Origin of the sequence: Streptomyces katrae (genome assembly GCF_002028425.1) — a bacterium.
In the GTDB taxonomy this organism is placed as follows: Bacteria; Actinomycetota; Actinomycetes; order Streptomycetales; family Streptomycetaceae; genus Streptomyces; species Streptomyces katrae_A.
In genome coordinates this window covers 6,282,641-6,304,782 of the sequence record NZ_CP020042.1, presented here as the reverse complement: position 1 = coordinate 6,304,782, position 22,142 = coordinate 6,282,641, and the positions used below count along the sequence as shown (strand labels likewise).

15 protein-coding genes are annotated in these 22,142 nt (G+C 73.0%); 2 read left to right on the top strand and 13 right to left on the bottom strand.

Annotated elements, in window-relative coordinates; translation table 11 throughout:
* Positions 1-33: 33 nt before the first annotated feature.
* Positions 34-1,620, top strand: a complete 1,587-nt coding sequence (locus B4U46_RS28540; RefSeq protein WP_079430533.1) for an AMP-binding protein — start codon at positions 34-36, stop codon at positions 1,618-1,620.
* Here B4U46_RS28540 and B4U46_RS28535 read toward each other — a convergent pair.
* Complete coding sequence (locus tag B4U46_RS28535) at positions 1,611-2,573, bottom strand: phosphotransferase family protein (RefSeq protein WP_079430532.1); 963 nt, start codon at positions 2,571-2,573, stop codon at positions 1,611-1,613. The two genes, B4U46_RS28540 and B4U46_RS28535, sit on opposite strands and share 10 nt — an antisense overlap.
* 84 nt (positions 2,574-2,657) lie before the next feature.
* On the opposite strand from B4U46_RS28535, the gene B4U46_RS28530 reads away from it, so the two are divergent.
* Positions 2,658-3,428, top strand: coding sequence for a GNAT family N-acetyltransferase (locus B4U46_RS28530; RefSeq protein ID WP_079430531.1), 771 nt, complete (start codon positions 2,658-2,660; stop codon positions 3,426-3,428).
* Positions 3,429-3,449: 21 nt separating this feature from the next.
* On the opposite strand, the gene B4U46_RS28525 is transcribed toward B4U46_RS28530, so the two are convergent.
* From B4U46_RS28525 to B4U46_RS28465, 12 genes are all read right to left on the bottom strand, one after another.
* The gene (locus tag B4U46_RS28525) at positions 3,450-4,205 is read right to left on the bottom strand and encodes a thioesterase II family protein (protein ID WP_079432030.1); all 756 of its coding nucleotides are present in this window, start codon (positions 4,203-4,205) and stop codon (positions 3,450-3,452) included.
* A gap of 115 nt (positions 4,206-4,320) precedes the next feature.
* The gene (locus B4U46_RS28520) at positions 4,321-4,779 is read right to left on the bottom strand and encodes a hypothetical protein (RefSeq protein WP_079430530.1); all 459 of its coding nucleotides are present in this window, start codon (positions 4,777-4,779) and stop codon (positions 4,321-4,323) included.
* Complete coding sequence (locus tag B4U46_RS28515; RefSeq protein WP_079430529.1) at positions 4,779-5,558, bottom strand: thioesterase II family protein; 780 nt, start codon at positions 5,556-5,558, stop codon at positions 4,779-4,781. Before B4U46_RS28515 ends, B4U46_RS28520 begins: the two co-directional genes overlap by 1 nt.
* A 12-nt stretch (positions 5,559-5,570) precedes the next feature.
* On the bottom strand, positions 5,571-5,837 hold the full coding sequence (locus B4U46_RS28510; RefSeq protein WP_079430528.1) for an acyl carrier protein: 267 nt from the start codon (positions 5,835-5,837) through the stop codon (positions 5,571-5,573).
* A complete protein-coding gene (locus B4U46_RS28505; RefSeq protein ID WP_079430527.1) occupies positions 5,831-6,607 on the bottom strand; it encodes an SDR family NAD(P)-dependent oxidoreductase in 777 nt (258 codons plus the stop codon). Before B4U46_RS28505 ends, B4U46_RS28510 begins: the two co-directional genes overlap by 7 nt.
* Positions 6,604-7,947, bottom strand: coding sequence for a class I adenylate-forming enzyme family protein (locus B4U46_RS28500; protein ID WP_079430526.1), 1,344 nt, complete (start codon positions 7,945-7,947; stop codon positions 6,604-6,606). The genes B4U46_RS28505 and B4U46_RS28500 overlap by 4 nt, the downstream gene beginning before the upstream one ends.
* 100 nt (positions 7,948-8,047) lie before the next feature.
* The gene (locus B4U46_RS28495; protein WP_159036703.1) at positions 8,048-9,364 is read right to left on the bottom strand and encodes an MFS transporter; all 1,317 of its coding nucleotides are present in this window, start codon (positions 9,362-9,364) and stop codon (positions 8,048-8,050) included.
* A 57-nt stretch (positions 9,365-9,421) separates the two neighbouring features.
* On the bottom strand, positions 9,422-11,008 hold the full coding sequence (locus B4U46_RS36770; RefSeq protein WP_107438332.1) for a GNAT family N-acetyltransferase: 1,587 nt from the start codon (positions 11,006-11,008) through the stop codon (positions 9,422-9,424).
* Positions 11,005-15,540 carry a condensation domain-containing protein gene (locus B4U46_RS28480; RefSeq protein ID WP_079430524.1) on the bottom strand — a complete coding sequence of 1,512 codons (4,536 nt, stop codon included), beginning with the start codon at positions 15,538-15,540 and terminating at the stop codon, positions 11,005-11,007. The genes B4U46_RS36770 and B4U46_RS28480 overlap by 4 nt, the downstream gene beginning before the upstream one ends.
* Positions 15,537-19,982: a non-ribosomal peptide synthetase gene (locus tag B4U46_RS28475; protein ID WP_079430523.1), complete on the bottom strand. Its 4,446-nt coding sequence runs from the start codon at positions 19,980-19,982 to the stop codon at positions 15,537-15,539. Before B4U46_RS28475 ends, B4U46_RS28480 begins: the two co-directional genes overlap by 4 nt.
* On the bottom strand, positions 19,979-20,830 hold the full coding sequence (locus B4U46_RS28470; RefSeq protein WP_079430522.1) for a hypothetical protein: 852 nt from the start codon (positions 20,828-20,830) through the stop codon (positions 19,979-19,981). Before B4U46_RS28470 ends, B4U46_RS28475 begins: the two co-directional genes overlap by 4 nt.
* The gene (locus B4U46_RS28465) at positions 20,830-22,077 is read right to left on the bottom strand and encodes a hypothetical protein (protein ID WP_079430521.1); all 1,248 of its coding nucleotides are present in this window, start codon (positions 22,075-22,077) and stop codon (positions 20,830-20,832) included. Before B4U46_RS28465 ends, B4U46_RS28470 begins: the two co-directional genes overlap by 1 nt.
* Positions 22,078-22,142: the final 65 nt, after the last annotated feature.

Here is a 22,142-nt window from a genome sequence, read left to right as displayed (position 1 = left end):
CCGCATGTGCGGTGCGCTCCTAGCCTGCGGAACATGACCGAGAACACCGAGAACAGTCCCGGCCGGCCCGATCCGTACACGAGTTACGCGGAGTCCGTGCTGGAGGTGCTTGCCCGTGACCCCGGCCGCCCCGCCCTGGTCCCGGCGGAGGGGCCCGCGGTCTCGGCCGGGGAGTTCCGTGACGGGGTGCTGCGGACGGCGGCGGAGCTGGCGGAGCACGGGGTCGGGCGGGGTTCCACCGTCGCCTTCCTGACGGGCAACCAGCCCCAGGCGCTGGTCGCGCGGTACGCGGTGAACCTGCTCGGCGCCCGGGTGGTGTTCCTGAGCGAGGGCATGGCCGCGGAGGCCCGGGCCCGGATCGCGCGGAGCCTCGACGCGGTGACGCTGCTGGTGGCGCCCGGTGCGGAGGCGGCCGCCGGGGAGCTGCTGGCCCGGACGGCGGTGCCCGCCGCGCTGTCGCTGGGGCCCTCCCCCGGCTTCGAGGACGTCACCGCGGCGGCGGCGCTGCGGCCGCCCCTGCCCGTGGCGGGCGCGGCCCGGCCCGGGGACGACTGGTGCGTCCGCTTCACCGGCGGCACCACCGGGATCCCCAAGGGCGTGCGGATGGCGCACGGCCCGTACGCCGCGGCGCTGGCCCTCTACGCGGGCCGGATCCCGGCCGGGAGCCGGCCCCGGGTGCTCGCCTGCACCCCGCTGGCGCACATGGCCGGCATCCTGGCGGACATCACCCTCCTGGCCGGCGGCACGGTCGTGCTCCGGCCCGCGTTCGACGCGGGTGAGGTACTGGCCGCCCTGGCAAGGGAGCGCGTCACCGACGTCTGGCTCCTGCCGCCCCTGCTCTACGAGCTGCTGGACCATCCGGACCGTCCGGCGGCCGACCTGTCCGCCCTGCGGCGCGTCTTCTACGGCGGCACCGCCGCCTCGGCGGGGCGGCTGCGGGAGGCGGCCCGGGCCTTCGGGCCGGTGCTGCACGGCTGGTACGGGCAGACCGAGGCGGGCAACATCGCCGAGGTGCTGCCGCACGAGCACGGGGTGACGGGCCCCGGCGGCCGGCCGACGGCGGGGCGGGCGGCGCCCGGCGTCACCATCGAGATCCGCGGCGCCGACGGCCGGCCCCTGCCCGCCGGGGAGACCGGGGAGATCGTCGTCCGGACGCCGATGACGATGAGCGGGTACTGGCGCCGGCCCGGGGCGACCGCCGAGGTGCTGCGCGACGGCTGGATCCGCACCGGGGACGTCGGCTGCCTCGACGCCTCGGGGCACCTGTTCGTCGTGGACCGGCTCGGGGACAAGGTCGTCGTGGTCGGCGGGCACGTCCACCCGGCGGAGGTGGAGGAACTGCTCCTCGCCCATCCCGCCGTCGCCCGCTGCGCGGTGTTCGGGGTGCGTAGGGAGGACGGGACCGAGGAGGTGCACGCCGCGGTCGTCCCCGTACCGGGGCGGGACGCGGGAGCCGGGGTGATCCGGGAGTACGTGACGCGGCACAAGGGGGCGATGTACGCGCCCCGGGCCGTGCACACCGTGGACCGGATCCCGCTGACCGAGGTCGGCAAGCCGGACAAGCGGCTGCTGGCGGCGGCCCTGGGGGCGCCGGGCGGCCCGCCCGCGGCTCAGCCGTAGCGTACGAGGAGGGCGTCGAGGTAGTCCTCGAGCCGGTCCGTCATGACCGCCGGGGTGAGGTCGGACCGGCCCAGCCCCCGCCAGGGGACGGCGACCTTCTCGGCGTCCGGGGCGAAGGCCAGGGCGTCGAGCAGCCGCCAGTAGAGGTGGTCGGCCGGGTCCTCGGCCAGGGTCCCGCCCGCCGCGAGGTAGCGGTCGGCGAAGCCCATGCCCGCCGGCACCCCGTGCAGCAGGGCCAGGGAGGTCGAGCAGTGGGCCACGTCGAGGTCGGCCGGGCCCCAGGAGGTCTCCACCCAGTCGACGACCCCGCTGATCCGCAGCTGCGCGCCCGCGCCCTCGAAGAGGACGTTGCCGGGGTGGAAGTCCCGGTGCAGGAAGCAGGCCCGGTGCCGCGGGGGGTCGCGGCGGATGACGTCCACGGCCCGCCGCCACAGCCCGGGCCGGCGGGTGCGCTCCGGCGGGCTGACCCGCTCGGCGGAGGTCCACGCCTGGTAGGCGCGGGGCCGGTCCCGCCCGGGCACCTCCAGCCGGTGGACGGCCAGCAGCTGGCGGGCCATCAGCCCGGCGCGCCGGTCCGCCTCCTCACCGTCGAGGCGGACCGTTCCCGGCAGCAGGGACATCAGCAGCGAGGGGTGGTCGCAGTACTGCGCCGTCGCGTCCACGGCCACGAGGGCGGCGGCGGGCACGTCCGTACCGTCGAGCAGCCGCAGGACGTCCGCCTCGCGCGTCAGCAGCCCTTCGGCGTGCCGGAGGTAGAAGGGCCGGACGAAGGAGCGCAGTACCAGGGGTCTGGGGCCCTCCGCCCCGCCCGTCAGCTCCAGCCTGCGCATCGTGGAGGTCCAGCCGCCCCGGAGCAGGGCCGCGCTTTCGACGCGCTCCCCACCGGACAGCGTCTTGTCCACCCAGGCGCGCGTGGCGGCCCAGCTCTCCTCGGACTCCCCCGTCGTCTCCATGGCAGGCCAGCCTACGTGCATATGCCACGGACCGGGGGCGGAATTCGGCGGCGGTCACGGGTCCGGCCGCCTAGGCTCCTCCCCATGACCGGCTCGCAGATGCAGCAGATGGACCAGATCAAGAGCTTCCTCGCCGGCTTCGCGCGCCGCCGGGCCGCGCGGACCGTCGAGCTCCCCGGCGGTTTCGCCGCGCTCGACGACGAGTTCGCGCTCTCCTACTCCAACAACCACGTGGTCATCGACGGGACGCCCGATCCCGGGGCGCTGCCGGGCCTGGCCGACGAGGCCCTGGGGCACCTGTCGCACCGTCTGGTCATGGTCCTGGACGACGAGGTGGGCGAGGCCTGCGCCGGACCGCTGGTCCGGGCCGGGTACACCCGCTCCACCTACCTGGTCATGCTGCACGAGGGCCCCGTGCCGCCCGGCGGCGGGGCGCAGGAGGTGGCCCTGGACGCGCTCCGCGAACCGCTGGCCCGCCGCTGGCGCGGCTATCTGCCCGACGCCGACGAGGAGGTGATCCGCCAGCTCGTGGACCGGCGCGAGACCAACCGGCGCGGGGCCGCCGCGGTGCGGTTCATCGGCGCCCGCACCCCGGAGGGCGAGGTCGCCTCGTGGGCGGACCTCTACGTGGACGCGGCCTCGGGCACGGCCCAGATCGAGGACCTGATCACCTCCGAACTCCACCTCAGGAGCGGCTACGCGGACGCGGTACTGGCCACCGCCCTGCGGGGGGCCGCCGACGCGCACTGCGCCACCCGCTTCCTGACCGCCGACGCGGACGACTGGCCGCGCCACTGGTACGAGCGCCGCGGCTTCTCGGTCATCGGCCGCCACCACGGCTTCCAGCGGACCTGACACCGCCGCCCCGGCCGGGACTCAGACCGCGGCGGCCAGGTGGCCCGAGAGCTCGCGCAGCACCGCGTCGCGCTGCTCGACGAGGTAGAAGTGGCCGCCGGGCAGGACCCGCAGCCGGAATCCGGCGGGCGCGACATCGGCCCAGGCGTTCATCTCCCGCGCCGACGTGGACGGGTCCGCGTCGCCGATCCAGGCGTGGACCGGGCAGCCGACCGGGCCGGCGGGGCGCGGGCCGTAGGTGTCCGCGACGGTGAGGTCCGCCCGGAGCGCCGGCAGGACGAACTCCTGGACGTCCGGGTCGTCCAGGAGGGCGGAGTCGGTCCCGCCGAGCCTGCGCAGTTCGGCGAGCAGGGCCGCGTCGTCCCTGCGGTAGAGGTCCCGGGGAGGCACCCGGTGCGGGGCCTCACGGCTGGACACGTGGAGGGCGGCGGGCCGCACCTCGTGCCGCTGCTCCAGGCGCCGCACCACCTCGTAGGCCAGCGACGCCCCCATGCTGTGGCCGAAGAGCGTCAGGGGCACGTCCGCGAGGGGCAGCAGGGCGGCGGTCACCTGGTCGGCGAGCTCGTCCATGGTGTAGATGAAGGGGTCGGCCAGCCGCTCGTAGCGACCGGGGTACTTCCCCACCAGGACTTCCGTGCCGTCGTCGAAGGCGCGGCCCCAGGGGTGGAAGAAGTTCGCGGAGCCACCCGCGTGAGGCAGGATCAGCAGGCGGCGGCGGGGCGTGTCCGTCGCGGAGTACCTGCGAAACCAGGTGTCGCCGTCCAAGCCGGTGGTCATGCTCGTGTGCACCTCGTCGTCGCGTCTGTCGGTCGTTCGTGTTTCCCGCGGTCTCCCGCGAAGGCCGGGCGGGTCCGCGCGGCACGTCCGCGCGGACCCGGCCTCCGGCACCTGCCTAGCCGCCGCTCGGGGCGGACAGGGTCGCCCGGACCGAGATGGGCAGGTCCAGGGCTATGACGAGGAAGCACTCCCGGTGGGCGGTCAGGGACAGCTCCTGGAACAGGTCGGGCGGCAGGTCCGCCTCTCCGCGGACGACCAGGGAGCCCGAGGTGAGGGAGTGGCGGCCGGGTTCGACGAGCTCCAGGTGGAGCGTGGCCTCGACGTCGAGCACCCGGGCGAGGTGACCTCGCTCCTCCAGCTTGTGGGTGAGGCACTGCGCGTAGTCCATGGCCAGCGCCGCCGCCACCAGCTCCTCCGGGGTGCTCTCCCCGGCGGGCTCGGAGATCCGGCTGCTCCATCGCATCCGCAGGCCGGCGCCCACCGAGTCGAGGGAGACCGACCCCTCCCCGGCGTCCTGCGGCCGCTCGCCGAAGAGCGGGCCCCGCCATACGGCGCGGGCGGATCGGGTCGCCATCAGCGGACTCCCGTCGTCTCGGTTCGTGCGGCCGCTTCGGTGATGGCGCCGACGATCCCGGCGGACACCTCCGACGGGCGGTCGAAGAGGTAGAAGTGGTCCCCGGGCCAGGTGCGGAAGTCCGTGGCGTCCGCGTGGTCGGACCACGGCCGCATCTCCTCGGCGCTGACCAGCGGATCGGCGTCCCCCCTCATGACCGAGAGCGGAGAGGCCAGGGGCGCGCGGTCCTCGTACCGGTACCCGTGGTTGACGACGAGGTCGTTGCGCAGCGCGGTGATCATGCGGTCCGCGAGGACGGTGTTGTTCCACAGCTCCTCGGGGGTGGCGCCCAGCCAGCGCATGTACGCGACGTACTGCTCGCGCGTCCAGTCCTCGGGCCGGCCGTTCGCCGGTTCGGGGACGACGAGTTGCGGCGCCGGGCTCCCGGAAACGCCGACCCACAGGGGCCGGTGTCCGCGCTTCGCGAGTTCGTGGACGAGCTCGAAGGCGATCAGCGATCCGAGGCAGTGGCCGAAGACCGCATAGGGGCCGGAGAGTTCTCCGCTCAGCCCCTCGGCGAACGAGTCCACCGCGCTCGTGACGCTCGGGCAGACCGGCTGGCGGGGTGCGGTCGCCCGCGCCGGCAGTTCCGGGGCCAGGATCCGCCAGCTCTCGGGGAGGTGGGGCAGCAGGGGCACGAAGCTCCCCGCCGACCCTCCCGCGTGGTGCAGGAGGATCAGGGTCAGTTCAGCGGGTTCCACGACGGCGGTCGACCGGCCGCGGAGAACGCAGATGCTCAAGGTCGCCCTCCCTCACCCTCGCGCGGACTCTGCGCCGAGCGCGTCGTCGTAGGCCTTGACCAGGTCGCCGACCGTCCGCATCTCGACGATGGAGGTCTCGCCCTGGAACGGGTCCACCCCGAGCTCCATCTCCAGGCCGATGAGCAGTTCGGCGAACATGAGCGAGGTGAGGCCGAGTCCGACCAGGTCGGTCGCCGGGGAGAGCGCGGGCGCGTCCCCGCCCGCTCCCTGCACCAGGCGGACGATTTCCGCCTCGATCGACTCTCGTGCGTTCAGCATGTAAGACCTCCGTCGATGACCATGGATTGCCCGGTGACGAACTGCGCCCGGGGGGAGCTGAGGTAGAGAACGGCGTCGGCCACGTCGTCCGCCGCGGCGAGCCTGCCGAGGGGGGTCCGGCGTTCGATGCGTCCGCGGTGGGCGGCGGGCATCTCCGCGGTCATCGCGCTGTCGAAGTAGCCGGGCACCACGGAGTTGACGCGGATGCCGTTGCCGCCGAGTTCACGGGCCAGGCTGCGGGTGAAGCCGTCGAGGCCCGCCTTGGCCGCCGCGTAAACCGAGACGCCCCGGTAGCCGCGGATGGCGTTGATGGACGAGATGTTGACGATGGCCCCGCCGCCCTGGCGGGTCATCACCCGGGCGCAGGCCTGGGTGAGCATGATGGGGGCCACCAGGTTGGCGGTGATCTGCGCCTCGATCGCCTTCGGCGGCATGGTGAAGAGCAGTTCCTCACGCACGATGCCGGCGTTGTTGACGAGCAGGTCCAGTCTGCCGAACACGCGGTGGACGTTGCGGACGAAGCCGCGGGCCGTCTCCGGCTCGCCCAGGTCGACGGCCTCCCAGTAGAAGGACTCGGGGTGGGCGGCGCTGGCTTCGGCGATGAAGTCGGAGGCGGAGCGGCTGAAGGTGGCGACACGCCAGCCGTCGGCGAGCAGGCGTTCGACCAGGACGCGTCCCAGCCCCCGGCTGCCCCCGCTGACGACGGCCACCCGGCCCTCGTCGGCGTCCTTCTCCACGATCGTGCTGCCGGTATCGGTGTTCTCTGTCATGCGGGGGTACGCACCTTCTTGAACCGGTCGGAGTGCTGGTCGGCGTCGGAGACCTCCACGACGAGCGGCACCTTGTACGCTTCGAGCCTTCGTCCGCAGTACTCGCGGACCTGGCGGGTGACCTCACGGGGGTCCGCGGGGCTGACGAGTTTCACGGTGGCCTTCACCACCATTCCCGTGACGTGGCTGGGCCTTCCGGAGACCGTGGCTTCGGCGACGTTCGGCATTTCGAGCAGCACGCTCTCGACCTCGCTGGGGTAGACCTTCTCCCCGGCCACGTTGATCAGTTCGGTGACGCGGCCGAGGATCCGTACGTAGTCGCCGTCGGTCTCCACGGCGTCCTGGGTGTTGAAGAACCCGTCGGCGTCGAAGGGGGCGGACGCGTTGAGGTAGCCGAGCATGGCCGTGTCGGAGCGGACCCAGAGGATTCCCTCGACGATCCGGTACGCGAACCCCGCGCCGCCAAGCTTGACCCACAGGCTGCCGTCGCCCTTCGACTTGGTCGACATGATGCCGAGCTCCGAGAGACCGTAGGTCTGCTTGAGCCGCACCGACGGAAGGGCCTGGTGGAGCAGTTCGAGCGTGCGCTGGGGCATGGGCTCGGTGCCGTAGGTGACCAGGCGCAGCGAGCTCAGGTCGTGCTGTTCGTGAGCGTGCGAGATGAGCAGCATGTTGAGGAACGTCGGCGTCGTGGGCAGGACTTCGACGCCGAACGAGGCGATCGCCGCGCACACCGTGTCGGGCCTGCGGTCGGAGACCGTGACCAGGGTGCCGCCGTGGTTCAGGGTGTGCAGCAGGGTGTTGATGCCGCCGATGTGGTCGATGCTGAGGAAGCCCAGGGTGCGTCGCGCCCGGGACGGTTCGCCGTACTGCGCGAGCATCTTGCCGAGGTCGAGCACGATCGCCTTGCTGCGCCCCGTGGTTCCCGAGCTGAACAGCACCAGGCCGGGTGTCCCGGCGTCCCGCAGACGTCCGTGGAGGGCGTGCGTTGCCGTCCGGCCGGTCCGCTCGAGGACGCGTCCCCCCTTGCCGTCCACGACGACGGCGACTTCCACCTCGGCGGTCTCGTGGTACTCCGCGCGCTTGGCACCCGAGGAACGCGGCAGCGGCACGGTGATGCCGCCCCGGTCTGCCAGTGCGACGAACGCGGCGCACACGTCGGCGTCGCAGGCGCCCTCCAGGGCCACCACCTGGCCGGCGCCGACCCCGTGTTCGTCGAGGTAGGTGCGCCAGTCGCGGACGCGTTCCGCCAGGTTCGCGTACGTGTACCGGACTCCGTCGACGACGAGGGCGTCCGTGTCCCCGAAGTCACGGAACCGGTCGATCAGTGAACTCGTCACGGTTTCCTCGCTGCAGTCGTCATCAGTGCTGTCTTTCTTCGAGAGGGCGGGGGCGCCGGGCCGGAGGACGCGCAGGCCTCCGGCCCGGGCCGGGCGGGGATCAGGCCGTGGCCGCGGCCGGTTCTTCCTGAGGGGCGGCCTCGGCCTTGTCCGGGGTCTGCGCCTCGGGGAGGTCGTGCTCGTCCGACAGGCTCCGGCGGAGCCTGAGCCCGGCCAGCGGGACGAGCAGGCTGCCGGCCGCCAGGACCACGATCAGCACCTTGCCGTCGTTGACGTCGAGGAGGGCGGTCGTGAGCAGCGGGCCGAGGATCATCCCGCCGGAGATGACGAAGGAGAAGAGGGCGTTGGTGCGTCCGCGGACCTCGTCGGTGACCAGTCCGTTGATCAGCGCGGCGACGACGGGGATCACGATGACCTCGGCGACCGAGAAGATCGCGACACCCGCGATGAGCGTGACCACGGCGGCGGTCCCGGAGGTCAGGCCGGCGAAGTAGACGCACACCCAGCTGGCCGCCGAGAGCACGCCCGACGCCGAGATCAGGGCGCTCCTGCGCACCCCGGTGAGCCGCGGCATGAGCAGGAACTGGGCGAGGACGATCACCACGACGTTCGCGATGAAGGCCACCGAGATCCCGCGCGGGGTGACCGCGTCGTTGACGGTGACGTAGCCCGGCAGCGCGGACTGGAACTGGCTGAGGGAGACGGTCGCGCACAGCAGCATGCCGAACAGGGCCAGCGCGAGCGCCGGGGTGCGCAGGACGGTGCGGTAGGAGGGCTTGGGCGCGTCGGGGTCGCCCTTGGCCTGGGGGCTCTGCGGCTGCGCGGACTTCGGCAGGAGCACCAGGAAGGCCACCGCGGTGATGAGGAAGGAGAGCCCGTCACCCACGTAGAGCAGCTGGTAGCTGCGCAGGGTGCCGGCGGCGACCAGGCCGCCGGCCAGGACGCCGAGGCCGACGAAGGCGTTGAAGAGGGTGAACTCGAGACCGAAGGTCAGGGTGCGGTGCTCCTTGGGGACCACCGTGGCGAACATCGTCTTGGTGACCGTGCCCACGCCGCCCATGCCCAGGCCGTACAGGGCCGCGACCGCCAGCGCGATCCACGGCCGGTCGGCGACGGCGTAGAGGCTGGTGCCGGCACCGGCGATGATCATGACGACCGGCATCACGAGCCGGTAGCTGAACTTGTCCAGGAGGTGGCCCCAGACGAGCCCCGAGCAGAACGAGCACAGGCCGGTGACGGCGATGGCCGCGGGGCCGGTCCGGATGTCGAGGCCGCGGACGTCTCCGAAGTACACCAGCAGGAAGGGCATGACCAGGCCCGCGCCGAAGGAGTTCACCGCGTTGGCGACCAGCAGCGCCTGGGCGCGGCGTGGCAGCAGGCCGATCACGTGGAGCGGATGTTGCTTGGTTGAGGACATGGGGCGCATCTTTCGGTTCGACGGGAGCTGCCGGTGCCCTGGCGCCGGCGGGGAGGTTCAGGCCTGGGGAGCGGCGGTGTCGAGGGTGAGCCGCCAGATCGTCCGGCCGCTCTCGCGTACGAAGCCGGCCCGGACGAGGGCTTCGGCGAGTTCGGGCTGGCCCTTCTCCTCGACGACCGAGGTCACCGTGATCCCCTCCCGGTCCGCCCGTCCGGCCGCCGCGGCCAGCAGCGCCTGGAGCACACCGGTACCGGCGCACTCGGCGAGCACCTGCGCGTCCACCAGGCGCACGCCGCCCTCCCGGACCGAGTCCGACGCGAGCCAGCCGACGGGCCGGCCGTCCTGGCGGCAGATGAACAGCAGGCCGTCCCCCTCGCCCTTGCCGAGGACGATGTGCCGGACCGTCTCCGGCTCCAGCTTGAGCTTCACGCCGCCGGGCAGCACCACTTCGGAGCAGGTCGCCACCGCGAGGGCGACGAGCTCCTCCACGGCCTCGGCGTCGGCCCTGTCCACCTCCTGGACGGCCAGGTGGTCGGGGGCTTCGGCGGCCGGCGCACCGGGGGCGCGCTTGCTCACGCCGTGCAGGCCGATCACCTCGAAGCCGTGCTTGCGGACCCAGGAGCCGGATATCGCGTCCTCGTCGGCGGTGGCGGCGATCAGGCCGCTCTTGCCCTCCTCCCGGGCGAAGACGCGGGCCTCGGCGAGCAGGCGCGAGCCGAGGCCGCGGCGCGCGGCTTCGGGGCGTACCACGATGTCCAGGAAGTGGTTGTCCTTGTCGTCGACGCCCTTGAGGGCACCGCACTGGACGAAGGCCAGCGTGCTGCCGTCCTCCCGGACCGCCCGGACCAGCGGGTCGGTGCCGGGCGCGAAGACCAGCTCGTGGCGGCGCCCGCCCGGCAGGCGCGCGTCGATCACGTCGGCGATCACGGCAGCGCCCTCGTCGTCGAGGCCCAGGGGCTCGGAGACCGGCGCGAGGTCCGCCGCCCGGAGGACGAAGCGCTCGATGTCCCCGTCGCGGGACTCGTGCCGGAAGCCCGTCCGCGTCAGCACGCCCTGGGAGGGGGTGTTGGCGGTCAGCGTGCGGCCCACGACCTGGTCGACCCCCGGCTGGGTGAAGGCCCAGCGGGCGAGCCCGGTCAGGGCCTCGGTGGCGTAACCCGCGCCCCGGCAGGACTCGGCGAGGCCGAATCCGACTTCGACGGCACCGCCGTTCGGCGGCTGGTGGAAGCCCATCTCGCCGATCACCAGGCCGTCCGAGGCGCGGACCAGGTGGTACATGCCGAACCCGAACCGCATCTGGTCGGCGGTGCGGCGCCCGAACCCCGTGGCGGCGTTCTTGCTGCCGGGCAGCGGGTAGCCCTCGATCCAGTCCTCGGACGTGGCGTTCTCGTCGAGCAGCCCGGCCACCTGGGCGGGCGTCAGCTCCCGCAGGACCAGGCGCTCCGTGCCGAGGGTGTTGGTCTGCGGTTCCAGGAGCTCGCGCACCGACACCGGCGTGAGGTCCGTCCACTCCGCCTCGATGTGGCCGAGGCATTCCTCCTTGCCGCCCCGGAATCCGGTCTGCTTCCAGCCCTCGGGCAGGTCCCGCTCGGCCGGCCAGGTGGAGTACTGGCCCTCGTCGTTGGTGACGACGTCGTAGATCACTGTGCTGCTCCAAACGCGTTGGTGTTGTCGAGGAGGGTCGCGAAGTCCCAGAGCCGGGACTTCGGGAAGAAGCCTGTTTCGATGCCGTGGCCGATGAGGGTGCGCAGCAGGGCCGCGTCGGGCCGGGGGCAGCGCAGGTCGCCCAGGGCCTCCGCCGTGGCCTGCGCGTCGTACTCGACCAGGGTCTGCACCGGCTTGACGAACTGGGCGAGGAAGGCGTGTGCGTTGGCGTCGGCCGCGTCGGCCCCCGGCCGTCCCAGCCAGTCCCCCACCGCCTGCGGGGCGGCGGGGATCACGGCGTAGCCGAGGTCGCGGAGGATGACCGCGAGGTCGGTCGAGGGGAGGCTCACCGGGTTGGAGACGTGGAAGGTGCGTCCCGAGTGGGCGGGGTCGCGCGAGAGCCGCAGGATCGCGTCGGCCGCGAAGTCGACGGGGGTCAGGTCCATGCCCCACCCCGGCGCCGAGGGGACCAGGCCGCAGGTGAGGATCACCCGCAGGATCTGGTACATCATGTTCACGCTCGGATCGGGCAGGAACGTTCCGGTCCGGGTGTTGCCGACCAGCGTGCCCACGCGGTGCACGGTCGCGTCCAGGCCGTCGGCGATCGCCTTCCTGACGGCCAGTTCGGCCTCGTACTTCGAGCGGGCGTAGGGGCTGTCGAAGTTCTCGCCCCGGTCGAAGTCGTCCTCCCGCAGGGTGACCAGGGGACCGTCGCCGGGCGCGGGGCCGACGGCGGACAGCGTGGACATGTGGGCCATGCGCCAGCCCCGGTCCAGGGCCAGGCGGGCGAGCAGGGCGGTCGGGGCGATGTTGTTCGCGGCGTAGCGGTCGTCCGGACCGTAGTGGCGCACCTCGGCGGCCGCGTGGATGAGCTCCCGGACCCCCTCGGTGGAAGCCGCCAGCTCGTCGGGGCCGATCGTGCTGAGGTCTCCTTCGATGATCCGTACCCGGTCCGGCAGTTCGGAAAGGACGTCCGGCACGTAGTACTCGACCACCCGGGCGAGCCGGTCCCCGGCGGGGACCTCCCCGCTGCCCCGCACCACGCACGTCACCCGGCGGCCGGGCTCGCGCAGCAGCGCGGCCAGCACGTGCGCGCCCAGGAACCCGGTCGCGCCGGTGAGCAGGACCTCTCCGCCGTCGGCCCCCGCCGGCCCGGTGGAGCGGGCCGGACGGGCCTCGGGGACCGCTTCGGCGCGCCCAGCCGTCTCCGGGACGGGGGCCGCGGGCGCCTCCGCGCCCAGTTCCGCGAGCCGGGCGGCGAACTGCTCCACGGTCGGGTAGGCGAAGAAGTCCTGGATGGTGGTGTCGGGGTAGCGTTCCTGGATCTCGACCAGACAGGTCAGCACCTGCAGGGAGTGGCCGCCGATGGCGAAGAAGTCGTCATCGGGGCGGCCGACTTCGGTCTTCAGGGTCTGGGACCAGAGATCCGCGACATAGCGTTCGAGATCGCTGAACGGCCGGTCGCCGTCTTCCGTCATGTTCGTGCCTTCCTTCGGTCCGGTGTTCGCCGTGGACGCCTCGGGCGCGGGCAGGGACGGCCGGCTGCCGGGATCGGCCACCACCGCTTCCAGCAGCCGCGTGTAGTCGGCGCCCCACTGCCGGACCGTCGCCTCGTCGAAGAGCGCCGGGTCGTACTCCAGGTCCAGGTGCAGACCGCCGTCCGCGGCCGGAGTGACGTACAAGGTCAGGTCGAACTTCGCGCCGATGCCGGGCAGTTCCACCGGGCGGCTGGGCAGGCCGTCGAAGGCCGGCAGCGGGAAGTCCACCGGCATCGCGAACATCACGGAGAACAGCGGGGTGCGGCCCGGGTGCCGCTTGGGGTTCAGCTCGGCGACCAGCCTGTCGAACGGGAACGCCGAGTGCTGGATCCCTTCGAGCACCACCGCGCTCACGGACCTCGCCAAGGAGGTGAACGACTCGTCGTGGCCGGGCTTCACCCTGAGCACCAGGGTGTTCAGCATCAGTCCGAAGACCCGCTGCGCCGCCTCGGTGGACCGGCTGGTGACCGGCGTCGCGATCGCCATGTCGTCGGCGCCGCTGTGGTGGCGCAGCAGGACCGCGTAGGCGGTCAGCATGGTGCTGAACGGTGTGGTGTTCAGCTCCGCGGACAAGGCGCGGATCCGTGACGCCAGAGCGGGGTCCAGGTCGCAGCCCCACATCGCGCCGGCACCCGCCCGCACCTCGGGCCGGGGACGGTCGGTGGGAAGGGGCACCAGGTCCGGCGCGCCGTCGAGCTGTGACCGCCAGTAGGCGCTGCTCCCGGTGGTGTCGTTGCGCTCGGCCCGCTCCAGTTCGGCGAGGACGTCGTGGAACTGGTGGCGGTTGGCCCGGGCCGGGGTGTCGTCGCCCGCCCGGCGGCGGTGGTAGTCCTGCGCCAGGTCCTCGACCATGACGCCCATGGACGTCGCGTCGGTCACCGCGTGGTGCACGGTGATCACCAGCAGGCTGCGCTCCGGTCCGAGGACCAGCGTCGCGCGCACGGGCGGCTGCGCGAAGCAGCGCAGGGGAGGCTCGCCCAGGTCGCGCACCCATTCCCGGACGTCCTCGTCCCCGGTGAGCGGCCGGAGCGGGCCGGGCTGTGCGTGTGCCGTGTCGAGGACGGAGAGCTCCACGCCCGGCTCGGCGAGGATCTCCGTCTCGAACTGCCCGCCCCGCTGGTGGAACACGGTGCGCAGACCGCTGTGGCGGCGCTGTGCGTCGGTGAAGGCCTCCCGCATCGCGGCCGGGTCCACCCGGCCGGCGATGTCCACCGCGAGCGTGACGTTGTGCTGGTTGGAGTCGTCCTGCATCAGGTCCACGAACAGCATCCGCTGCTGGGCCAGGGACGGCCGGTAGGCCACCGTCCGCGGGGATCCGGCCGGAGCCTCGGCTGCGGCCGGGGCCGGGGCCGCGGCGGAGGGCTCCCCCGCCGGCTCGGGCAGCAGGGCGAGCATCGCCGCGAAGGTGCCGGCGTCCAGCAGTTCGGCCAGGCCGGGCGCGCTGCCCAGCTCGGCCTCGAGGCGCTGGCGCAGCCGCAGCAGGGCCAGCGAGTCGCCGCCGGCCTCGACGAACGAGGCGCAGTCCTCGGGGGTGACGGACAGCAGGTCCGTCCAGATGCCTTCGAGCACGTCACGTGCCGACGGCCGGCCGGCTTCCGGCGCCACGGCGGCGGCCGTGCCCGCGGTCGTACCCGCGCTCGGGCTCGGGCTCGGCTTGCTTTCCGGTCGCTCCGAGTGGACCCGCCGGTCGAATCCGTAACCCGGCAGGTGGATCCGGCGGCCGGGCACGCCGCCGGTGAGGTCCGCGGGCACGCCCAGGCACCACGCCTGCGCCGCCGCTCCCGCCAGGCCTGCGGCCGCGTCGCGCTCACGGTCGAGCGTCTGCACCAGGCCCGGCGGGTCGGCCAGCTGCCCGGCGAGCTGGAGGAGCGTGGGGTGCGGGCCGACCTCGACCAGGACGGTCGGGGTTCCTCCGGCGCACACCTGGGACAGCGCGTCCCAGAACTCCACCGGCTGGAGCAGGTGCTCCCGCCAGTACGCAGCGTCGGGTGCCGTGGCCATCGGGCCGGCGGCGCAGCTGAACCACGCGGCGGAGGCGGGGGCCGACCAGGCGACCGCTTCGGCGGCCCGGTGGAACTCGTCCGCCATCGGGCGCAGGAGCGGGGAGTGGAACGCGTGCGAGACCGACAGCCGTCGCGTGCGCACGCCCTCGCCGCCCAGCAGCTCCTCGATCCTCTCCAGGACCCGGCGCTCCCCGCTCAGCACCAGGTCCCGGGGGCTGTTGACGGCGGCGACCGCCGCCAGGGGCTCGTCGGCGACCAGCCGGGCCACCCTGGCGGTGTCCCAGGCGGAGCCCGGGCGGCACCGGACCGACAGCATGGTGCCGGGCTCCGTCTTCTCGACCATCAGCCTGCCGCGCTCGGCCACCAGCAGGAGCGCGTCCTCCTCGGACACCGCACCCGCGACGGCCGCGGCGGCGAACTCGCCCACGCTGTGCCCCAGCACCGCGTCGGGACGGATCCCGTACCTGGCGAGCACGCGCACCAGGCCGAACTGGACGGCGAGCAGCGCGGGTGCCGCGATGTCCGTCCGGGCCAGCCGCTCCGCCCCGTCCGGGTCGAACAGGCAGTCCAGGAGCGGGTACGGCAGCACGCCGTCCAGCAGCGCGTGGGCCCGGTCGAGCCACTCCCGGAACTCGGGGTACGCGGCGTACGCGCCCGCCGCCATGCCGGTGTACTGGCCGCCCTGGCCGGTGAAGGCGAAGACCGTACGGCACTCGCCCGCGGCGGCCACGCCCGTGCGGACGCCGGCGGAGGGGTCCTTCGGGTTCCGGAGCAGGGCCGCCGCGGTCTCCGTGTCGCCGGCGAGTACGGCGAGGCGGTGCTCGAACCCCTCCCGGCCGTGTACCAGCGTGTGCGCCGCATCCCCCAGGGCGGTGCCCCAGCGGTCTTCGAGGAAGGCCGCGAGACCGGTCGAGGTGTGCGCCAGGGCGGCCGCGCCCCGCGCGGAGACGGGAAGGATGAAGGGTGGTTCAACCCTGTTCTGTACAGTCACTGATGGGTCCCCCCAGTCGGCTCGGTGAATTCCTCCACGAGCACGCAGGCATTGGTGCCGCCGATTCCGAACGAGCTCACCCCGGCGAGCCGCGGTGCGTCCCCGGCCGGCCACTGCTCGTTCGCGGTCAGCAGGCGAAGGCTCTCGTTCTGCGTGAGCTCCTCGATCGGCTGCCCCGAATTGACCGTGCCCGGAAGGACCTTCTCCCGCAGCGCGTAGACCGCGGTGAGCAGGCCGGCGACACCGGCTGCCGTGTTGCAGTGGCCGATCGCGGACTTCACGGAGCTGACCGGCAGCGCGGCGGCCCGCTTCCCGACGACCTCGCCCAGCGCCGTCGCCTCCACCGCGTCGCCGAGCCGGGTGCCCGTGCCGTGGGTCTCGACGAAGCCGAGGTCCCCGGCGTCGCGGCCCGCGACCCGCAGCGCGCTGCGGAGCACGGCCACCTGGCCGTCCGCTCCGGGCGCCGTGTAACCGGCCTTGCGGTTGCCGTCGTTGTTGACCGCCGAGCCGACGATCACGGCGTGGACCGGATCCCCGTCACGGAGCGCGTCGGACAGCCTCCTGAGCAGGACGACACCGGCGCCGTCCCCGCCCACCGTTCCGGTGGCGCGGACGTCGAAGGGCCGGCAGACGCCGTCCGTCGCGTAGATCATCCCGGGCTCGTAGACGTATCCGCCGTTCTCCGGGTCGGCGATCGACACGCCGCCGGCGAAGGCGTAGTCGCTGGCGCCGGAGCGCAGGCTCGCGCAGGCCATGTGGACCGCCACGAGGGAGGTCGAGCAGGCCGTGTCGACCATGACGCTCTCGCCCTGGAAGTCGTGGCGGTAGGAGTACCGGGTGGCGGCGAAGGAGGGCCTGGAGGTGAAGGCCCGGGACAGGTCCTCCGCGAGGGAGCCCTCGCCGGGGGATCCCTGTGCCCCGGTCTCCGCACAGCCCGCGTAGACGCTGGTGCGCCCCCGCAGCCGGTCCGGGGTGACCGCGGCGTTCTCCATGGCCGACCAGAGGCATTCGTGGAGCAGGCCGTGCTGCGGGTCGGTCGCACGCGCCTCGTCCGGGGACATCCGAAGCAGCTCGGCGTCGAACGCGCGCGCCTGGTCGAGCAGGCCCCAGCGGTCGATGCGCAGCCGGCCGTCGCCGAGTTCGACCGCCGGCGCGTCGGCGCCGGCCACGCAGTCCCGGGCGTCCCGCAGGTTGTCCCAGAAGGCGTACACGTCCGGCGCCTGGGCGAAGCGTCCGGCGACGCCGATGATGGCGATCGGCTCGTCGGCGCGGGCGGCGCCGGCGGCCGGGGCGGCCGGCGGGAGTCCGTCGGGGGTGCCCAGCCGTGCCGCCTGGGCCCGGACGGTGGTGTACCTGAGCAGTTCGGCGATGCCCAGCTCCAGACCGGCGTGCCGCTTCAGCATGGCCTGGAGGCGCACCAGCAGGAGCGAATGGCCCCCGGCTTCGAAGAAGTTCACGTCGTCGTCCGCCGGGACCTCGCCCAGGACCTCGCCCCACGCGGACCGGACGGCGTCGAGTCCGTGCGGCGGCGCGGGCGCCGGCCGGCCGGCGGTGGCCGGACGCGGCGCGGACCGGCGCTGCGGAGCGGGCAGCCTGCGCCAGTCGACCTTGCCGTTGGCGTTGAGCGGGAGTTCGTCCAGTTCCGCCCAGGCGGTCGGCACGGCGAATTCCGGGAGGACCGAGGCCGTCCGGGACCGCACGTCCTGCCAGCTGCCGCCAGGCCGCATCACCAGGTAGGCCGCGATCTCCTTCTCGCCGCGCGGGTTGCGCCAGGTGGTGACGTGGCAGGCGCGGACCGCGGCGTCGGCGAGCAGGGCCGAGCGGATCTCGCCGAGCTCGATGCGCTGGCTGCGGATCTTCACCTGGTCGTCCATGCGCCCGACGAACTCGATCTCACCGCCGGGCAGCAGGCGGACCCGGTCGCCCGTGCGGTAGAGACGGCTGCCGGGCCGGCCGCCGAAGGGGTCCGGCACGAAGACCTCGGCGGTCCGGCGCGGGTCGCCGAGGTAGCCCCGGGCCAGACCGACGCCCCCGAGCAGCAGCTCGCCGGGGCTTCCCACGGGAGCGAGGTCGAAGGTCCCCTCGTGGACGACGTACGCCTGCGTTCCCGGGACGCAGCGTCCGATGGAGAGCGTGCGGCTCCCCTCCTCCACCGCGTCGACCTTGGTGAACATCGACGTGAAGGAGTTCTCGGTCGGTCCGTACCCGTGCAGCAGCACTCCCGGACCGCACCACTTCACGGCGCGCGCCACCTGCGGTATCGCGGCCGTGTCACCGCCGAAGACCATGATCCGCAGGTGCTGGAACAGGTCGGGGGCCTCGGTGACGAGGTTGTGGAACAGGGGGGTGGTGACCATGAGCATGGTGACGCCGTGTTCCGCGATGGCGTCGCGGAGGCCGGCGGGTGCGAGCGCCAGCTCCCGGTCGAGGATCACCAGGCGCGCGCCGTGGGTGAGCGCCCCCCAGATCTCGTAGGTCGCGCCGTCGAAGTTCAACGGGGACAAGTGGGCGATCCTGTCGTCCGCTTCGAGGCGGACGTAGCCGTCGCCCCGCATGAGCCGGGAGACGCCCAGGTGCGACAGCATCACGCCCTTGGGCCGTCCGGTCGATCCGGAGGTGTACAGCACGTTGAGGAGCATGTCGGGGTGGAGTGCGACACCGGGCGGGACGTCCGGGAGGCCGGCGGCGGCCGCTCGCACGTCGGTGACGGAGTGCGCCGGGTGGCCGAGGCGCGAGACGCGCTCCACGCCGTCGGGCGAGGTGAGCACCCGGCGGACGCCGGAGTCACGCAGGATCGCCGCGAGCTTCTCGTCCGGGTACCCGGGTTCCATCGGCAGGTACGCCTTGCCCGCCAGGGCGATGCCGAGGAACGCGACGACGGCGTCGATGCCCTCGCCGAGCAGCACCGCCACCAGTTCCTCGGACTGGCGCGCGGAAGCCTGGGCGTGGCCGTCGTCCTCCAGGAGCCATCGGGCGACCTGGGAGGAGGCCGCGACCAGTTCCCCGTAGGTGAGCGACTGCGTGCCGTGGACGACCGCGATGCGGCCGGGGTCGGCCTTCGCGGCGTCGAGGACCATCTGCGGCGGCGTCACCGTCGGGTGGGGGGCCGGGGCCGCGGGGCCGTCCGCGGGCGCGGCGGCCGCGTCGGACTCCAGCAGGAGGGCGCCCATGGGCGCCGACGGGCTCGCCGAGGCGGCGAGCAGGAGGCCGACGAGCTGGTCGAGCATGGCCCGGGCGGTCGCCGGCCGGTAGAGGCCGGCGTCGTAGTCCAGCTTCAGGGTGAGGCCGCCGTCGCCCTCGACCGCCATCAGCGCCACGTCGTGCTTGACGGCGCCCAGTCGCACGTCGGCCCGTGTGACGGTGGTGCCGGAGGACAGCCGCTTGACGCCGGGCTCGGTGCGGTGGGTGAAGGTGGCCCGGAAGGCGGGGTAGCGCCGGCCCTGCGCCGCGAGCTCCGCGCGGAGGGCGCCGGTGTCCACGCCCGAGTGCTCGAAGGACTCGATCACCTGGCCGCGGACGGCCGTCAGGTGGTCGCTCCACGGGGTCTGCGGCGCGAAGGACGATCTCACCGGGAGCACCCGTGCGACGAGGCCGACGGTGTCGTCACGGCCCGGACCGGTCCGCCCGCTGAACGGGATGCCCAGCAGGCCTTCGGACTGCCCGCTCCACTGGTGGAGGACCGCGGTCCACCCCGCGAGGACCCCGATCGCCGGGGAGACCAGCGCGGACTCGAAGTGGGCCCGGAGGGCCGACAGCGACTCGCCGGTGAGCGAGGCCTCCTCGCACGCCGCCGACGAGGGCCGCACGCCGCGGACCAGGTCGGGCAGGGGCTCCAGCATCTCGCAGGACTCGTGGAGGACCGCGAGCCAGTGGGCGAGGTCCTCCGCCGCCTGCCCGCAGGGCTCCCCGCCGTCGTCCTGCCCGCTCTCCCCGGCCTCCTCCGCCCGCGCCCCGGCCGGCTGCGCCCCGGTGGCCTGCTCGTAGAACGCGCAGAGGTCGTCCACGAGGAGGTCGACGGAGGCGGCGTCGAGCACGATGTGGTGGCCCGTCATGACCAGCACGGCTCCGGCGGGCTCCAGCAGGAGGTCGGACCGCAGGAGGCCGGGGGTGGTCATGTCGAGGGGCCGGAGCCCCGCCTGTTCGGCCCAGGCCGCCCTGCGCGCGTCGTCGAGGTCCTGGTCGGACCGGACGACCCGGAGGGAGGGCTCGACGTGCTCGGCGACGGTCTGGCGCACCGCGCCGTCCTCGTCCGCCCGGAAGGAGGACCGCAGTGCCGGGTGGCGCTCGTGCAGCCGCGCGAGCGCCACCCGCAGGGCCGCCTCGTCGATGCGGCCCTGGAACCGCAGGCAGACGGGAACGTTGTAGCGGGAGGATTCCGGTTCCTGGCTCGCGGCCAGCCAGAGGTCGAGCTGTTCGGCTCCGGCCGTGACGACGTCGCTCATATCTGCGTGGTCCGGTCCGGGGTCGCCTGCCGGTAGGCGTCGTCGACGCTCTTCCACAGGAGCGGGAAGACGGAACGCTCGGACAGCCGCTCGAGCTCGTTCACGGGTTCACCGCGCAGGCTCGTCGGGCCGTCGGCGCCGTCGGCCGCGGAGGCCTGCTCGGTACGCGCCGCCGGGTGGCCGCCCAGGTGCTGGCGGACCAGGCGCAGGTGGAGCTGGTTCCACTCCATGAGCTTGCAGTCGAGCGCGTGGAGTCCGGTCTGTACGGTCGAGAGCCCGCTCAGCCACGCGGCGGGTGCCTCGCCCCCTTCCCGGGCGAACTCCTCGATCAGGTCCTTGGAGGTCACGCCGCCCCGCTTCATGGCGGCCTCGAACGACTTCCACACCGCCCGGCAGACCCGGCGCAGGTTGCGTCCGCCCGGGGAGTCCAGCCCGCTGGTGTTCGCCGGAAGGTGGTCGCGCATGCGCAGGAAGCTCGCCTGGGGCAGGTGGTCCATCAGGATCCGGACGCACTGGACGGGCAGTTCCGCCAGTCCGTTCGTCCGGGCCATGAGCCGGCCGGCCAGCCCGAAGTCGTCGTTGTCCAGGGCCCCGGCCACACGCCCCAGTTCGTTGTGCATCGAGCACCACACGTACTCGTTGACCAGGTGGACGATCTGGAACATCCGGTGATCGGAGTTGATCAGCTCCGCCTCGGGGACCAGGGCGGCCATCGCGAGGGTGATCCGGGTGTCCATCTCGTAGTTGCTGCCGCGGTCGTACTCGAAACGCAGGAGCGGGTTGGGCTCGCTGGGGTTGAGAACCGCCTTGGCCTCGCCCGGCCGGCCTTCTTCGATGCGTCGTGCCATTAGTGCGTAGTCTCCTCAGCCCGGCGGAACAGCCGGTTGTCGATGACGGATCTCAAATACGGGGTGCCCTCGGTGTAGCCCGTGCCGCTGACGGAGCCGATCATGCGGACGGCCAGCCGGTAGTGGGTTCGCTTCCAGCGCTGGTGGACGGCTTCGATCTGGGCCATCTCCCTGGCCAGGCGCGCCTCGACTTCCGGGGCGTGGGCGTGGCTCGCGATCAGTGCGTCCGCGGCCCCGCGCACGGTGGTCATGCTCTGCAGGACGCGGCCGCGCACCTGGGGAACGGACCGGAAGGCCGGGGACTCGACGCGCTCGGGCGCGGGCGTGCCGCACAGGGCTTCGAAGGTCTTGTAGTTGACGGACTGGATGGCGCTGGCACCCTCGGTGAACTTCCTGAAGAACTCGAAGGACTCGCGCTGCATCGTGGCGAGCAGGGAGAAGAGCGGGAGTCCGCCGCTCAGCACCCGGGAGATCGAGGAAAGGCTCAGGAGGGCTTCTTCGGCGTCCCGGGCTTCGAGCCTGAGGATCGCCTCCGACGCCAGCCGGGCCAGGCACTCGAATATCGACTCGAATGACTGGAGCACCCGGATGAAGAGGTATTCATCGTGGATGACGTAGACCGGCATGAGGGTCTGGTCCAGCCTGGCGGCCATCCCGGGCGGCGCCGCTCCGATCACTTCGCTGAGCTGATCGAATCGCTCCTGCAGGCCGGAGACCTTCGGGGTCAGGGGCTTGCCGCTCAGCATATCCATTTCCACGGCGACCCGGAGCCCGTGCCGCATTCTTTTTTCCACGACTTCCCGGGAGGGACGCATGCACGGCAGCTGGGAGCGGTGGCCCAATGCCGCCCCGCTCTCGAATGCGAGGGCATCGTAGAGCAGGAACGCAATGCGCGTGCCGACCTCGTCCTCGAGTTCCGGAAGCGGTACCGCCTTCTGCGGGCGCAGCAGGTCCAGGGCCGTGTAGGTGGTGTAGTCGTAGGTCCCGTCGTGCTTGTCCAGCACCACCGAGAGGAATCGCCGCAGGTGGTCGCGGCTCGCGTCGTCACCGGGGATCTCGGGGCCGCCGGCGCGGGCCCGGACGAGCGCCTCGACGACGGGCGCCGCGAGGAAGTGCTTTCCGACGGATCTGACGTAGCGCACGACATTGGCATAGGGAAATTCGTCGGCCAGCGGTGACTGCTGCCAGGAATCAAGCTCCATCAGCAGGAGTCCCGGGAGGCCGAACTCCCCCTCGTCGAAATACATACAGAATCCCCCACGTATGATCTTGCCGATAAAAAACTATGTTGACCGAGACCGACCCTGTCAAC

Bases quoted from the DNA above. Each gene is read 5' to 3' on its own strand.
- B4U46_RS28475 (WP_079430523.1), bottom strand. From the start codon at position 19,982: ATGAGCGACGTCGTCACGGCCGGAGCCGAACAGCTCGACCTCTGGCTG.
- B4U46_RS28535 (WP_079430532.1), bottom strand. From the start codon at position 2,573: ATGGAGACGACGGGGGAGTCCGAGGAGAGCTGGGCCGCCACGCGCGCC.
- B4U46_RS28470 (WP_079430522.1), bottom strand. From the start codon at position 20,830: ATGGCACGACGCATCGAAGAAGGCCGGCCGGGCGAGGCCAAGGCGGTT.
- B4U46_RS28525 (WP_079432030.1), bottom strand. From the start codon at position 4,205: ATGACCACCGGCTTGGACGGCGACACCTGGTTTCGCAGGTACTCCGCG.
- B4U46_RS28530 (WP_079430531.1), top strand. From the start codon at position 2,658: ATGACCGGCTCGCAGATGCAGCAGATGGACCAGATCAAGAGCTTCCTC.
- B4U46_RS28505 (WP_079430527.1), bottom strand. From the start codon at position 6,607: ATGACAGAGAACACCGATACCGGCAGCACGATCGTGGAGAAGGACGCC.
- B4U46_RS28465 (WP_079430521.1), bottom strand. From the start codon at position 22,077: ATGTATTTCGACGAGGGGGAGTTCGGCCTCCCGGGACTCCTGCTGATG.
- B4U46_RS28495 (WP_159036703.1), bottom strand. From the start codon at position 9,364: ATGTCCTCAACCAAGCAACATCCGCTCCACGTGATCGGCCTGCTGCCA.
- B4U46_RS28510 (WP_079430528.1), bottom strand. From the start codon at position 5,837: ATGCTGAACGCACGAGAGTCGATCGAGGCGGAAATCGTCCGCCTGGTG.
- B4U46_RS28520 (WP_079430530.1), bottom strand. From the start codon at position 4,779: ATGGCGACCCGATCCGCCCGCGCCGTATGGCGGGGCCCGCTCTTCGGC.
- B4U46_RS28540 (WP_079430533.1), top strand. From the start codon at position 34: ATGACCGAGAACACCGAGAACAGTCCCGGCCGGCCCGATCCGTACACG.